The following is a 15,027-nucleotide window of genomic DNA, read 5'->3' on the forward strand; positions in this document are numbered from 1 at the left end:
AACAAATTTCCATGTTAAAAAGAATCCTTTCACTCCTACTTTTAGTCTCGCTGAGCACGCCGTTTGCGGCGAAGGCGGACGAAGGTATGTGGTTGCCGATGCTCATCAAGCGTCTGAACCACACGGATATGCAGAAACAGGGACTTCAGCTGACGGCCGAAGAAATCTACTCTGTAAACAATTCGAGCCTGAAGGATGCCATCGTGCAGTTCGGTGGTTTCTGTACCGGCGAGTTCATTTCACCAGAGGGCCTGCTGCTGACCAACCACCACTGCGGTTACGGTCAGATCCAATCACACTCCACCCCGCAAAACGATTACCTGACCAACGGTTTCTGGGCTACTTCTAAAGATCAGGAGCTGCCAAACGAAGGCCTGTTTGTAGACATCCTGCACTACATGGACGACGTGACCGGCAAGGTACTCGAAGGTATCGACAACAACACACCGGAAGAGCAGCGCGCCCAACTGATTGCGCAGCGCACGCAGGCACTGGCCAAAGAGGCCTCTGAGAACGGCAAGTATGTAACCTATGTGCGTGATTTCTTCAACGGCAACGAGTTTTACCTGTTCGTATACAACCGCTACACCGACGTGCGTCTGGTAGGTGCTCCGCCATCTTCTATTGGTAAGTTCGGTGGTGATACCGACAACTGGATGTGGCCGCGCCATACTGGTGACTTCGCGATGTTCCGCGTGTACATGGCTCCAGATGGCTCTCCTGCCACCTACAGCAAGAGCAACGTGCCTTACAAGCCAGCCCACCACCTGCCCATCAACATCGGAGAGAAAGACCCAGGCGACTTTGCCATGGTATTCGGCTTCCCGGGCCGCACCAAGCGTTTCATGACTTCGCACGGCCTGAAACTGGAGGTAAACCAGCTGAACAACTCCCGCATTAAACTGCGCGAGCAGAAGCTCGATATCTGGAAAGAGGAGATGGACAAGGCTGATGCTACCCGCATCAAGTATGCCTCCAAGTATGCCTCTACATCTAACTACTACAAGTACTCTATCGGCCAGAACGAGGGCATCAAGCGCATGCGCACCATCGAAGGTAAAATTGCCGACGAGGACAAGTTCCAGGCCTGGGCAAATGCCGACGCCGAGCGCAAAGCTACTTATGGCAACGTGATGAGCGATATTGCTGATGCCTATACCACCATCGAGAAGTATAACTTAGGTTCGGTGTACCTGAACGAGGCCGTTCTGGGCACCGAGGCGCTGCTGATGGCTTACCGCCTGACGCCAGTGTATACTGCCCTTAAATCAGGTAACGCAGCCGCAGCTAAGAAAGCCGCTGAAGATGTGAAGCCACGCGTAGATGCTTTCTTCAAAGACTACTACCTGCCAGCGGATAAGAAAGTATTTGCGGCCCTGATGAAAGCCTACTACGACGACATCGCCAAAGACCAGCAGCCGGAGTCTTTCAAAAAGCTGGTGCAAAAGTATAAAGGCAACTTCGGGAAACTGGCCGACCACGTGTACAGCAACTCAATTGTGGTGAACGAGCAGAAGCTTAACAGCTTCCTGCAGAACCCAACGCAGAAGGCGCTCGATAACGACCCGGCTTTCCAGATCGTGAACGCGATTGTAGATAACTACAGAAACAACATCGCGCCAAAATTAGCCGAGAGCGAGGCGAAATTAGCCAAAGCCAATCGCCTGTACGTAGCCGGTCTGCGCCTGATGAACCCGGACAAAGTATACTACGCGGATGCCAACTCTACCATCCGCCTGAGCTACGGTTCAGTGAAGGATTACAGCCCACAGGATGGCGTGCTGTACAACTACTATACTACGCTGGAAGGCACCATGGCCAAGGAAGATCCGAACAACGAGGAGTTCATCATCCCGGCCAAGCTCAAGCAACTGTATGAGGCAAAAGACTACGGTCGCTACGCCAACTCCAAAGGTGAACTGGTGGTTAACTTCATCACCGACAACGACATCACGGGCGGTAACTCCGGTTCTCCGGTAATCAACGGCAAAGGCGAGCTCATCGGCCTGGCCTTCGACGGCAACTGGGAAGCTATGACCGGCGACCTGGTGTACGACCCGGACTACAAGCGCTGCATCAACGTGGACTCACGCTACGTGCTCTTCCTGATCGAAAAGTATGCAGGCGCCACCAACCTGATCAACGAGATGACGATTGTGGACGGTGAGAACCCCGGCCCAAGCGAAGCTGCGACAGCTAAGGTAGAAGAAGCCGCCTCTCCACAGGCTGAGCTGCTGAACGCTGTAGTTGAAGAAGCCCAGCAAAACCTGAAGCAAGGCAAAACCGAGTTTAAGGTTGATAAGAAGCAAGGCAAAGCCAGAGTGAAACTGCAGGTGAAAGACTAAGCCTTTCCTGATAAAGTATAAGCAGCGGCGCTGGGGATGCCCCAGCGCCGCTGCTATTTTTATGCTTGTTGCATAGCGTCAGTCTGCGGTTGTTTGTCCATTTGAGCCATACTTTATACTTTGCCTATACTTCCTTAGCCGCCGCTTCTCATAACTTGAACCAAGCTATACTTCCAAACTGCCGTTCCTCCTATAGTTCCCACAAGCCTACAGTTGCACCTCTGGCTTTGGTGCCCTCCTAGGCCGGGGGGCCTCGCCTTCGGGCATCGCGCGGTGTGCCTGAAGCTGCTCCTCGCTCCGCTGCGGGCTGCCCTAGCGGGCACCGCAACATGCACAAGGCGCTCAACCCAAAGGCTGGGATAGGTTCGATAGCCGCTGCTACTACTGTCATCTCGACCTTCGGGAGAGATCTGATTAGAATTCCCGCTAGATCTCTCGCGCTGCTCGAGATGACAAGGAGAGAGACAAGTATAATTCCCCTCCTCGGAGGGGCCAGGGGTGGGTTATACTTTGCATAGACAGCAGCTACAGCGCTTATACTTTAGCCAAAGCAGTTACAAATTCCCCGCCTTAGCTAAGGAGGGGCCAGGGGTGGTTGGGCCCGGTCCTACAATCCTGTTCATCCCTTAATCCTGAAAATCCTGATTCAGTCAAATAATATAGTATAGCCAACCTCATAAACTCGAAGCCTACCAAACCCTGCAAGTCCTAAAACAACTTTCTAACTTTTTAACTTCCCAACTTTCTAACTCCTAAACTCTCTAACTCCCAAACTCTCCCCCGCTGGTATTTCTATCAAATATTCCTTATTCTTGATGTTCTAACACCTTAACTTTTCATGAGATTTAATAAAACCTTTCCCCTGTTGCTTAGCATGGCCTTCTTACTAGGTCTCAGCAGTACACAGGCTCAAAATCAAACAGCCGGTCCGGCCATCTCCATCATCCCGAAACCACAGCACCTGACGTCCCAGAGCGGCCACTTTACCCTCAATGCCGACACCAAAATCCACGTACCGGCCCAAAACGAGGAGCTGAAAAGTATAGCCGACCAGCTGGCGCAAAGTATAAAAACTGCCACCGGTGTGCAGCCGCAGGTCATCCAGAAAGACGCAAAGAAAAAGGCCAAGAACATCATCCAGCTCAGCCTTACTGCTGCCACGGATACCTTGGGCAAGGAAGGCTATACGTTAGAAGTAACACCAGAACAAATTATACTTGCCGCCAACCAGCCAAACGGCCTTTTTATCGGTACGCAAAGTATAAAGCAGTTGCTGCCGCCTCAGCCTACCAAGGCGCCGGTAACGATTCCTGCAGTGCGCATAGCCGATAAACCCCGCTACGAGTGGCGCGGCATGCACCTGGACGTGACGCGTCATTTTATGCCGGTAGAATTTGTGAAGCAGTACATCGACTACCTGGCCATGCACAAGCTCAACACCTTCCACTGGCACCTGACCGACGACCAGGGCTGGCGCATCGAGATCAAGAAGCACCCGAAACTCACCGAAATCAGTGCCTGGCGCGACAGCACCCTAATCGGCCACTACTGGGATCTACCCCAGACCTATGACAACAAACGCCACGGCGGTTTCTACACGCAGGAGCAGATAAAAGAAGTAGTGAAGTATGCGCAGGAGCGCTACATCACGGTAGTGCCTGAAATTGAGATGCCAGGCCACGCAGTGGCGGCGCTGGCGGCTTACCCGGAGCTCTCCTGTACCGGCGGCCCGTTTAAAGTAGAAGGCAAATGGGGCATTTTTGATGATATTTTTTGCGCCGGTAACGAGCAGACATTCGCCTTTCTGGAAGACGTGATGACCGAGGTGCTGGCCCTGTTCCCGAGCCAGATCGTGCACATCGGCGGCGACGAGGCCCCAAAGACCCGCTGGAAAGAATGTCCTAAGTGCCAGAAGCGCATCAAAGATGAAGGCCTGAAGGACGAGCATGAGCTGCAGAGCTACTTTGTCCAGCGCATGGAGAAGTTTCTGAACGCCAAAGGCCGCACTATCATTGGTTGGGACGAAATTCTGGAGGGCGGATTGGCCCCCAACGCCCTCGTAATGAGCTGGCGCGGCGAGAAAGGTGGCATCGAGGCAGCCAAGCAGAAGCATTACGTGGTGATGACGCCTGGCAATTATGTATACTTCGACCACTACCAGGGCGACCGTGAACTGGAGCCTGTGACCATCCACGGCAATAACCCGCTTGCAAGGGTCTACTCCTACAACCCTACGCCGGCAGAGCTCTCCAAAGAAGAGCAAAAGTATATCCTGGGCGCCCAGGCCAACATCTGGACAGAGTATATTCCCAATACCAAGCACGTAGAGTACATGGCTTTCCCGCGCGTTGCGGCGCTGTCAGAAGTTCTCTGGACGCCGGTAAACCTGAAAAACTGGGATGACTTTAAGGCGCGTATGCAGCAGCAGTACCAGCGTTACGATGCCATGGGCATTAACTACGCCAAAAGCGCCTTCCAGGTGAAGCAGCAACTACAGGTAGTTCCGGAGCGCAAGGCTGCCAGGGTTACGTTTACCACGGATGCCGCTGGCACGGACATTTATTATACTTTGGACGGCTCTGAGCCAACTGCCAAATCCCGGAAGTATACCGGGCCGTTTGAACTGACGAAAGCTGCCGTCATAAAGGCAGGCTCTTTTCAGGATGGTAAGCTGATAGGCCAGGCCACCACCAGGGTATTTGATGCACACAAAGCCCTCAACCGAAAAGTAACGCTGGCCAAGGAGCCGCACCGTAGCTTTTCGCCGGGCACAGCTGCCCTGGTAAACGGCCTCTACGGCACCACCGACCACTACGATGGCCACTGGCTGGGCTACCTGAAGGATGACCTGGAAGCCGTGATCGACCTGGAGCAGGTACAGTCCATCTCCAAAATCAGCAGCTCTTACGTGCAGCACATTGGCTACCGTGTGTTCCTGCCCACGCAGGTGGAGTATGCCGTGTCGGAGGATGGCAAGAACTTTAAAACCGTAAAGGTGATCAGCAATGCGGGGAAGGAAGAAGGCATGATGCGCAAAACGATTGCCGCGGAGTTCCCGGCTACCAAGGCGCGTTTCGTAAAGGTAATTGCCCGCAACGTAGGCGTAGCTCCCGACCAGTATACGGTACGCGGCCGCGAAACCTGGTTGCTGGTGGATGAGCTTAGCGTGGAGTAGGCTATAACGTATAAACCAAGCATAAAAGAGGGGCTGCCGTTTACTGTAGCCCCTCTTCTCGTTTTAGATAATACAACCTTTATACTTTCACCAGAATGCCGGCCGCTCTGTGGTGCTGTTGGCAATCACCCGACAGTCATCCGGAAAAATGTACTGCCCCACCCGCACGCCCAAATCCTCCCGCCGGACATCCAGGCTGCGCCTTGTTACCGCCGAAGCCCCGAAAAAGCCCAGCGCTGGTTCTCCTGTGGCTAAATTGGTGATGTTTCCGATGATAGTAGCGGGAGGCGGGTCCTGTATACTTCCCCCGTTCTCGATCTGTGCCTTCAGGATGCGCCAGTAATCGTAGGCGGCCTCTGAAACGGAGAGCTGCTTTACCTCCAGGTGGTACTTGGTGCCAAAGGCCTGTTCTGTCACGGGGATGCTGGTTACCAGATGCCGGCTCAGGGTGCCGCCGTTTATTAGCCTGTCGTCCTGCACGTTTACGCTGCCGGTGGGGCTGGTAATCCAGCATACTTCGCAGCAATCTTTGGGCATGGGCACCCGCACACCCCTTATTTTCTCAGCATAATCCCAGGGCTGGGTGTTTACCTGAAAGGTGCTCGTCCATTGCCACAGGTAGTAGTTCTTTTCCTGTGCCGGGTCTGGGGCGTCCACCAATACATCCACCATGTAAATGGTTTCTTCCACATCCGCCTCGTTGAGGATCTGCTGCGGGCGTACCTCAAAGTATAAACTGTCGATGGGCGGCACGGGCCGGAGCGTTTCGGGGAGAGAAGTATAGAACTGCCCGCTTTTCGTGCGGATGCTCAACGTGTAAGTATAGCCCAGCTGTCCCTGCATGCCTCCTTCGCTGGTCTGGTAGAGTCCTGGCGCTGTTTCGGTGAGTGTTTCCTGGTTTCCGTGGTCATCTGAAAGTATAACAGTGGCCCCTGTTTCTGTGGCGCTCCAGCTGTCGGCATAAGTATCGTAGGGTTTGCTCCGGCTTAGGCGCACGGTGTAGGGTCCCGGCTCGTTGGTGATCATGCCGTCCACCACCAGTTGTTCCGCCTGGTCGTCAATGTCCAGGTCCAGCGGGTCAATGCAGCTGCCTGCCAGCAGCAAAATTATACTTAAGATGACTGCTTTTTTCATGGCGCGTTACCTGAACTTGAAATCATAAGAAATAGAGGGCAGCGGCACGCCCACCACCGCAAGCCGGTAAGCCCTGGGCGGGGAGCCGTACACTTGCCGGAAGAAAACCGAGTACGGGTTTTTGCGCCCATACACGTTGTAGAGCGAGAGGTTCCAGGTGCCCTCCCAGCGCTTGTTCCTAGCCTTGTCTGGCAAGAGCGAGAGCGACAGGTCCAGCCGGTGGTAGTCGGGGATGCGCTGCTGGTTGCGGTCTCCGAAGTGGGGCACGATAAAATCGCCGATAACGTAGTGCGCGAGCGGCGCGGTGATGGGGCGGCCGGTGCTATAGGTAAAAGTAGCGCCCAGCTGCCAGCGTTTGCCCATTTCGTAGCTGGCGGCCAGGTTTAAAGTATGCGGTTTGTCGTAGCTGGCCGGGTAATACTCTCCTTTGTTCACAGTTTCCTCTGCCGTGGCGCCTTTTACGGCAATCTCGGTGCGGGCGTACGTATAGTTGAGCCAACCGGTCAGCCGCCCGCTTACCTTGCTGATGCTTGCCTCCACGCCATAGGCCCTGCCTTCGCCTGCCAACAAATCCGCCTCCAGGGTCAGGTTCAAGTATAAATCCGCCCCATTTTTATAGTCCAGCATGTGCTCCATCCGCTTGTAATATCCCTCTACCGAAGCCTCTATCGTATTTTTTGTAAAATTTCGGAAGTAGCCCAGGCTCACCTGATCCCCAATTTGCGGCTTTATATGCGTGTTGCTGCTCTTCCAGATATCGGTGGGCGAGATAGTGGTGGTGTTGGAGATAAGGTGGAGGTACTGCCGGTGGCGGTTATACCCTAGCTTGATGGCGCTGCGCTCGTTCAACGAATAATTCACCGAAAAGCGTGGCTCGGCTCCGTGGTAGCTCTCGATCACCTCCCCGCGGCTATAGCTTAAAGTATCCGTAATGGTGCGCTCCTGTTTGGGCACACCTGGCTGATAGCGGTATACCTGCCCGGCCCCGTAGTTGGCGTAAAACGAGTAGCGCAGGCCATACATGAGGGAGAGCTTAGGCGAGAGCCGCACCTCATCGTTCCAGTACAGGGCACTCTCCAGCGCCTGCTCCGGCTGCAGCTGCACCGGCAGCACCTGCGACTCAGCCGAAGTTGGCGTTAGTCTGCCCTGCTCAAACGTATAATCCAGGGCCGCTGCTCCGAAGTGAATCGCATGCTTGCCGGTAGCCAGCGCAAAGTCTGCCTTTATACTTTTCAGCTCAATGCCGTTGCTGTACTCCGAGGCATTCACGCGCTGCTCGGTTTTCACTTTGAAAGTATAATCTGTGTACACCCCAATCAGGCTCATGGAAAGGCTGGAACTGAAGCGGCGCGTGTAGGTGGCCGTGGCAGCGTTGGTCGTCCAGTTGTAGAGCGTGTCGCCCGAGAAGCCAAACTCATCGAAGCTGCGGTAGCCGGAGACAGCGAGTTTATTACGCTCACTAAACGTATGGCTGATCTTGGCAGAGGCATCGTAAAAGGCAGCATGGCTGTTGCGGATATTGGCGTTGGGCATTTTGCGCAGCAACCAGTCGGAGTAGGAACTGCGGCCGGCCACCAAGAAAGAGGTTTTGTCTTGGATGATAGGCCCCTCCACCGCCAGCCTGGCCGAGACAAGTCCCACACCTCCGTTGAGCGCGAACTTCTCCCTATCACCCTCCCGCATCCGTACATCCAGCACCGAGGAGATGCGCCCGCCATACTGCGCCGGCACGCCGCCCCGGTACAGCGTCACATCCTCCACGGCATCGGGGTTGAAAACCGAAAAGAAGCCAAACAAATGGGCACTGTTAAACAGCGGCGCGCCATCCAAAAGTATAAGGTTCTGGTCCACGCTTCCGCCCCGCACGTTAAAGCCCGTCGCCGCCTCGCCTACCGAGCTTACGCCCGGCAGCAGTTTTATACTTTTCACCACGTCCACCTCGCCCAGAAAGGCAGGCACCGATTTAATGGTATTGATGTTGAGGCTCGTGATACCGCTCTGCACACTGCGGATGTTATCATGCACCGGCTTTTGCCCCACTACCCCCACCTCCGACAGCTGCACCGACGACCGCGCCAACGGCACCTTCAGCGTAGTGTTGCCACTGCTCACGCGCACAGTGGCCCGCTCGTAGCCCAGGTATGAAATAACCACCGTGCTACTCCCGGCAGGCAAGTATAACCTAAAGGTGCCAGTCGCATCCGTGGTAGTACCTGTGCTACTGCCTTCCGCCAGCACAGCGGCGCCGGCAATGGCCTCTCCTGTCTGCGCATCCCGTACAGTGCCGCGTACGGTAAAGCCACCTGCCTGAGGCAAGGCATAAGCATACAGCACCAGAGGCTCGCAGAGCATCAGCATAGCCACAGTAAGCCAAACCGCGAGCAGCCGCATATACAAGACAGGTTGATGGAAAAAATAGGGAACAAGCTGAACTGCTTATACTTTCAGGTTAATAAGAAAGGCAGACTTTTCAGAATCTGCCTTTCCTTTTGCCAACTGCACAAACCTTTATTCAAATCCGGAGCTGCGGTGGCCGTACACATGGTAGATGGTGCCAAAGGGATCGGGATTGCCTTCAGCGTCCTCATCGTCACTGAACGATACCCTGAAGTAAATGCTATCGCGCAGCACATTATTGACTTCCACGGCATTGAGGAAAACCTGCCCATCGGTGATGGTTACCTGTGTGGGTTCGTAATCGTTTGCCAGGTTCTCCCCGCCAAAGGTTAAATTGCCGATATTAATAGGTGTTTTAACCTTAAAATCAGCAACATTTCCCTCATCGTCTATCCAAACCTCTGTAGGCACGTTGGCGGCCGTATTATAAATCAGCACTTCGGTTAGATCCGTAAGCGGCTCAAACTGCCCAGGAGCTGTCTCTATATTAAAGGTAACACTCCAGGTTCCCGAGATGGGGTAGGTTGCCGTGTAGTCTATGTCATCATCGTCATCGTCGTCGCAGGCACTAAACACGCCCAGCGACAGAAACAGGGTCAGTAACAAAGTATATTTCAGCTTCATATGGATTCGGTTTTATAGTTTAACAAACGTTCGAAGAGCGGTACCATAGCCAGAGTTTATAACGACCCAGCTGTAACTTACCCCCGGAATAACGGTGGCATCAACCGCGGCGAATTCGCTGCCTTGCACATCTTGCGGAGGAACCCCAATCATGCCAACATCGTAGTGGTAAAACCTGACCGTAGTGGCAGGCCCCGGAGCAGCAACACCTCCGACATTATTCGTTTCAAACAAGCCGGGTTCAATCTGTGTCACGGTAGAGATTCCCCGGTCGCCTACGGTGCGCTGGTACTGCCCACTTAAATCGATGGCAGCTGCTTCGGGCGTAACAACACCCACGTACCTTCTCTCCGATGTGGAGAATCCATCCTGATTGACAGCGGTATACGTGAGCACATAAACGCCGGGCACGCTCGTATCGACAGAGCCAGAGGTGGTAAAATCGATGGCTGTTTCGCCTTCAAAAGCCTCTGCCCCCGCATCCGTGAAGGTTTCCCCAACCTGCAGCACCTCCCACTGGTCTCCCAGCAGCGTGACGACAGGATAAGTAGTTACAAACGAAACATTTGCCGTTTCATCATCTTTCTCGCAGCCAGGCAAAAGGAGCGCCATCACCGAGAGCATGGCTGCCATGAAGGTTTTATTGATGCTTTTCATCTTTCCTCAAGTTTATGTTTCACATTAGTCCTTCACGTCCCACCACACCGGTATGCTGATTTCTATCAGGCCCGGGTAATTCTGGTTTCGGATCGATTCCGTGTTTGGGTACACCAGGCGCTTGGGTATTACTCCGGCAGCCAGGTTAGATGCCGCAGAAGGGTCTATAAAGCCTGGATATCCTGTTCTCCTGTACTCTGTCCAGGACTCAAAACCTTGGACCCCGTTAAAGGAAACCCACTTCTGCGTAATAATTTGCTCCACCTGCGCCTCTACATCGGCCCCAACCGGATAGGCTACTCCTGGCTGTTGCAGCAACTGATCTACTTGCGCCACATCCTCTCCCAGGTAGTCAAAGGAGGCCCTAATGCCCTGGGCGTACAGTTCGGCCGCATCGCCACCAGCACCACCAGTCCAGCCACGTGCCACAGCCTCAGCCTGCAGGAAGAAGCTCTCGGCGGCGGTTATAAAGGGAATCGCGGTGGTAGGACTGGCCACTGCCGGCCCAGGCTTCGACACAGAGTTGGATTGGTTACCAGTCCTGTCAGGGGTACATTCCACGCCCTGGTCTACACCGACAAAGCTTCCTGCTGCCGCGCCCGTTTCTGCCGGAGCGTAAAAGTCGCTGAGCCGTGGATCATTGGTCTCCTGCAGGAATTCCAGGGAGGTATTGCTGGCTACCACGTCCACCCCGCCCCGGAACACCACCTGAGTTTGGTAGAAAGGGTTCCGGTTCTGGGTCTGGTCAGCAAACTCTACGTCGCCGGTTTCGCCTATCTGCAGAAACTCCGCCCCACTGGCATACATAGCCTGAATGCCGCTTTGGGCAACATCTGGCCGAACGTATGCCTGACGCAGGTAAATCTTGAGTTTGAGCGTGTTGCCGAACCTGCGCCAGCGCCCCATGTCTCCGCCATACACCAGGTCAGCACTACCGACCTCCGTATCAGCCCCCTCATCGATCAGCGCCAGAGCCGAATCCAGCTGCACGATAAACAGGTCGTATATCTCCTGTTGTGCCTGGTAGGATGGGTTCGGGTCATCCAACCCGGTCAATGCCGTGGTATAAGGTACATCGCCCCAGGCGTCTGTAATCACCTGCATTGTGTACACTTCCATGATGCGGCCAATCGCTTCCGCGTTTCGGTCGCCATCCTCTCTGGCCTGGTCGCTCACAAACCGGAAGTCTTGCAGGGCACCGGCGTACAACTCACCCCACACACGGGCATCGTAGTCTGAGGAGGTTATCTCATAGAGTTCCAGGTCGCAGTACTGGTTGGCGGCGCCGGCCTGGGTCCAGTGCTGGGCGAAGAAGTTGCCCAAAAACTGAAACTGGTTGCCCAGCACATAGGCCAGTTCCCCTTGTGCCGCCGGCAGGGTCAGTGCCGGCGTAGAGGTTGGCGGGTTGTTGGGGTCCACGTTTATGTCGAGGTAGTCGTCGCAAGCTGTAAAGCCGAGAGACAAGGCCAATAATACAGCAAGCCCTTTTATAAATTGCTTTTTCATGATTTTCTCGTCTTCGGTTCTTTAGAAAGTAACTCTGAGGTTGGCGCCCCAGGAGCGGGTGCTTGGGTAACTGCTGAACTCATAGCCCTGCAGGTTGCCGTTGCCAAAGCTGTTCACCTCAGGGTCTATGTAGGTGTTCTCATCCGGCGTCCACAGCACCAGGTTACGGCCGGAAAGGCCTACCTCTATGTTACCGAAGAAGGTTTTTTCAGTAATGGCCCTGGGCAGGCTGTAAGAGATACTTACCTCCCTTAGCTTGGTAAATGAGGCATCTATGATGTTGGTGCCTTCCGGCAGGTTACCCCAGTATTCGTACAGGTTGGAGTTGGTGAGCGGTGTGGTATTCTCAATATACTCATCGCTGTTACCTACCTGCACCACAGAGTTAGGGATGATGTATGGCTGACGGTCGTTGAAGAGCGTTTCAGGGGCAGTACCGGCAAAGCGTTGGGTACCCCGGGTTCTGGAGTAAATCTTGCCTCCCTGCCGTGTATCAAACACCACCGACATGCGCAGGCCTTTGTAGCGGAAGGTATTCACCAGGCCGCCCTGCCAGTCAGGTTGTATGCTGCCCTGGTAGGTTTGCTCGGTCGCCAGGCGGGGCCGTCCGGTCGAAGGGTTCACCACAATGCGTCCCTGCGGGTCGCGCAGGAAGTCCTCTGCCAGGAATGTACCATACGGCCTTCCTTCTGAGATAACCAGGGCCGCTGAAGACAAACCACCTAAGGAAATCTCATTATCGCCAGCCACGTCCTCTACAGTGTTTTCGTTCTTGGTGAAGTTCACACTGATGTCCCAGCTAAAGTCCCCTATCTCAATTGGGATACCTCCTACCAACAGCTCTACGCCCTCGTTTCGGATGGTGGCTGCGTTAAGGAATGCAGAGCCGAAGCCTGTCGCGAAAGAAAGCGGCACGTTGATGATCTGGTCTGTTGATTTGGAGTTATAGTAGGCGGCGTCCACGCGCAGGCGCTCGTTAAAGAAGCGCATATCGGCCCCCACCTCCCAGGAACTCGTGTTCTCCGGCTCCAGGTTAGCGTTGCCAATGACGTTGCTCACCTCAAAGCCAGGCAAGCCGGCAAACGGGAAGTTCAGGTCTGTGCCAGCAAAACCGTCGCTGATGTTGCCCGAAACAAACACCGAACGTGTGCTGTAAGGCAGCGCATCGTTACCCACGTTAGCGTAGTTGGCCCTGATCTTGGCGAAGTTGATTGGTGTGGTCTCAGCCAAGCCAAAGGCCTCCGCCGCATCAAAAGCCAGGTTTACAGACGGATAGAAGAAGCTGTTATCGTCTATGGGCAAGGTAGAAGACCAGTCGTTACGGCCAGTTACCTCCAGCCAAAGGAAGTTTCGGTAGCCCAGCTTGGCAGAGCCGTAAATACCTACCAGCCTTCTCTTATCGCGGAAACTAACGGTAAGCGGCGTACCGATAATGTTGCTCAGGGACCTGAACTCGTTGTTTGCCAGCGCGTCGGCAGTGGCTGTCAGGTCGTCGTTTTCCCGCTGGTTGATGTTGTTACCAACCAGCAAATCCAGTGTCAGGATATCAGACAAGTCCCTGTTGTAGCTCACGATAAGGTCTGAGTTTACTTCCCTGTAGTAGACCTGGCGCTCTGCGTACATACCGTTGTCGTTGTTCGCGGCGTTTTGCCCCTGCACGTTGCGGATGGCCATAAACTGCTTACGGCGGTCTGTATAGAAGTCTGTACCGATTCTGTAAGTCACGTTAAGGCCCTCCATGATATCATACCCCAGGGTGATGTTACCAAACAGGCGGTCCACCTCGTTTTCGTATGTCTGGTTTCTCAGCGACCAGTAGGGGTTAATGGTATAGGGGGAGTAAAAGCCCGCCTCATCGTTAAAGGGACTCTCCAGGTCTTCCAGCTCACGTACCGGAATATCGCGCGGCGTCTGTATAATCTGGTTGAAAACCGAGTTACCCTGCCCGGTTAAGGCAAAGTCGCCCCCAGACTTGGTATAGGTAAGAGACACAGTGGAGTTAAACTTGTTGAGCAGCTTGGTGCTACCCTTTACGGCCAGGGAATGGCGGCTATACTCGGTGGTTGGTACCACACCCTCTTGCTGTGTTGTAGAGTAAGACGCATAGTAAGTGGCATTATCGGCAGCACCGGATAGCGAAACCGTGTTGGTCCAGTTATAGCCGTAGTCGAAGAACTCCTTAATGTTATCCTCCAGCGCAGAGTATGGCTTCACGCGCTGCTGCCCGTCTATTATCTGGCCCCATGGCAAAAGCTCTCCGGTAAAGCGTGGGCCCCAGCTGGTGTTTTCCAGCAGGTCCGGTGCACCGAAGAAGCCCTGGCCATAGCGGTTCTGCAGTTCCGGGTAGCGCAGGATATCCTCCACAGTATAGGAGGTCAGGTAGGTGATCTCCGCCTTTTTAGTGGCTCCCCTGCCTGATTTCGTTGTGATCATGATTACCCCGTTGGCGGCTCGGGCACCGTAAAGCGCCGCTGCAGCCGGGCCTTTCAGGATGTTGATAGACTCAATATCATCCGGGTTGATGTCGTTGGCGCGGTTACCCACGTCCACACCAGCATTCAGAGCGTCAGTTGTTCCGCTGGCGCTGTTATCCACAGGGATACCATCTATCACAAAAAGGGCCTGGTTGCTCTGCGAGATGGATTTGGCGCCACGGATTACCACACGCGTGGAGGCACCCGGGCCTCCGCCCTGACTCTGGATGTTTACACCGGCAACCTTCCCTTGCAGTGCGTTGGCCACGCTGCGTTCGCGGCCCTGGGTTATCTGCTCTGAGCCCACCTGTTGCGTGGCATAACCCAGCGTTCTTTCTTCCTCCTCGCGGCCGAGGGCGGTTACCACCACTTCCTGCAGCTGCTCGGAGTCCAGCCCCATGGCTACATTAATAGTAGTGGCATTCCCTATTTCCCGAACCACCTCGGCATACCCTAAGAAGCGAAAAACCAGCGTATTAGCGTTTTCAGGAACATTAAGTGTAAACTCCCCGCTGGCACCGGTTGTAGTACCCACGGTTGTGCCCTGTACAATCACCGCCACCCCAGGCAAAGGCTGTCCGGACTCCTGATCCGTTACCTGTCCCGACACCGTTCTGGCTCCTTGAGTATAGCCCAACAGTGGCAAAAGCAACGCCAGCATTAGACTAAGTAGTAGAACCTTTTTCATAAGCACGTTTTTAGCTGTTTAACAAAC

General features: G+C 54.4%; 8 protein-coding genes. 2 read left to right on the forward strand and 6 right to left on the reverse strand.

Annotated features, from left to right (window positions below; genetic code table 11):
- Positions 1-11: 11 nt before the first annotated feature.
- Positions 12-2,345: a S46 family peptidase gene (locus tag BM040_RS07975; protein ID WP_245756138.1), complete on the forward strand. Its 2,334-nt coding sequence runs from the start codon at positions 12-14 to the stop codon at positions 2,343-2,345.
- A gap of 838 nt (positions 2,346-3,183) precedes the next feature.
- Complete coding sequence (locus tag BM040_RS07980; protein ID WP_092099971.1) at positions 3,184-5,520, forward strand: glycoside hydrolase family 20 protein; 2,337 nt, start codon at positions 3,184-3,186, stop codon at positions 5,518-5,520.
- Positions 5,521-5,607: 87 nt separating this feature from the next.
- On the opposite strand, the gene BM040_RS07985 is transcribed toward BM040_RS07980, so the two are convergent.
- The 6 genes from BM040_RS07985 to BM040_RS08010 form a co-directional block, all read right to left on the reverse strand.
- On the reverse strand, positions 5,608-6,654 hold the full coding sequence (locus BM040_RS07985; protein ID WP_092099972.1) for a DUF4249 domain-containing protein: 1,047 nt from the start codon (positions 6,652-6,654) through the stop codon (positions 5,608-5,610).
- 6 nt (positions 6,655-6,660) lie between these two features.
- Positions 6,661-9,045, reverse strand: a complete 2,385-nt coding sequence (locus BM040_RS07990; RefSeq protein ID WP_092099973.1) for a TonB-dependent receptor — start codon at positions 9,043-9,045, stop codon at positions 6,661-6,663.
- A gap of 117 nt (positions 9,046-9,162) precedes the next feature.
- Positions 9,163-9,675 (reverse strand): lipid-binding protein, encoded by a 513-nt coding sequence (locus BM040_RS07995; protein ID WP_092099974.1) that lies wholly within the window; start codon positions 9,673-9,675, stop codon positions 9,163-9,165.
- A gap of 12 nt (positions 9,676-9,687) precedes the next feature.
- A complete protein-coding gene (locus BM040_RS08000) occupies positions 9,688-10,332 on the reverse strand; it encodes an immunoglobulin-like domain-containing protein (protein ID WP_092099975.1) in 645 nt (214 codons plus the stop codon).
- A 24-nt stretch (positions 10,333-10,356) separates the two neighbouring features.
- Positions 10,357-11,838 (reverse strand): SusD/RagB family nutrient-binding outer membrane lipoprotein, encoded by a 1,482-nt coding sequence (locus BM040_RS08005; protein WP_092099976.1) that lies wholly within the window; start codon positions 11,836-11,838, stop codon positions 10,357-10,359.
- A 21-nt stretch (positions 11,839-11,859) separates the two neighbouring features.
- Positions 11,860-15,000 (reverse strand): SusC/RagA family TonB-linked outer membrane protein, encoded by a 3,141-nt coding sequence (locus BM040_RS08010; protein WP_092099977.1) that lies wholly within the window; start codon positions 14,998-15,000, stop codon positions 11,860-11,862.
- Positions 15,001-15,027: the final 27 nt, after the last annotated feature.

This window comes from Pontibacter chinhatensis (assembly GCF_900113285.1).
Lineage (GTDB): Bacteria > Bacteroidota > Bacteroidia > Cytophagales > Hymenobacteraceae > Pontibacter > Pontibacter chinhatensis.

Coding starts and splice junctions, on each gene's coding strand:
- BM040_RS08000 (WP_092099975.1), bottom strand. CDS start 10,332: ATGAAAAGCATCAATAAAACCTTCATGGCAGCCATGCTCTCGGTGATG.
- BM040_RS07990 (WP_092099973.1), bottom strand. CDS start 9,045: ATGCGGCTGCTCGCGGTTTGGCTTACTGTGGCTATGCTGATGCTCTGC.
- BM040_RS07985 (WP_092099972.1), bottom strand. CDS start 6,654: ATGAAAAAAGCAGTCATCTTAAGTATAATTTTGCTGCTGGCAGGCAGC.
- BM040_RS08010 (WP_092099977.1), bottom strand. CDS start 15,000: ATGAAAAAGGTTCTACTACTTAGTCTAATGCTGGCGTTGCTTTTGCCA.
- BM040_RS07975 (WP_245756138.1), top strand. CDS start 12: ATGTTAAAAAGAATCCTTTCACTCCTACTTTTAGTCTCGCTGAGCACG.
- BM040_RS07995 (WP_092099974.1), bottom strand. CDS start 9,675: ATGAAGCTGAAATATACTTTGTTACTGACCCTGTTTCTGTCGCTGGGC.
- BM040_RS08005 (WP_092099976.1), bottom strand. CDS start 11,838: ATGAAAAAGCAATTTATAAAAGGGCTTGCTGTATTATTGGCCTTGTCT.
- BM040_RS07980 (WP_092099971.1), top strand. CDS start 3,184: ATGAGATTTAATAAAACCTTTCCCCTGTTGCTTAGCATGGCCTTCTTA.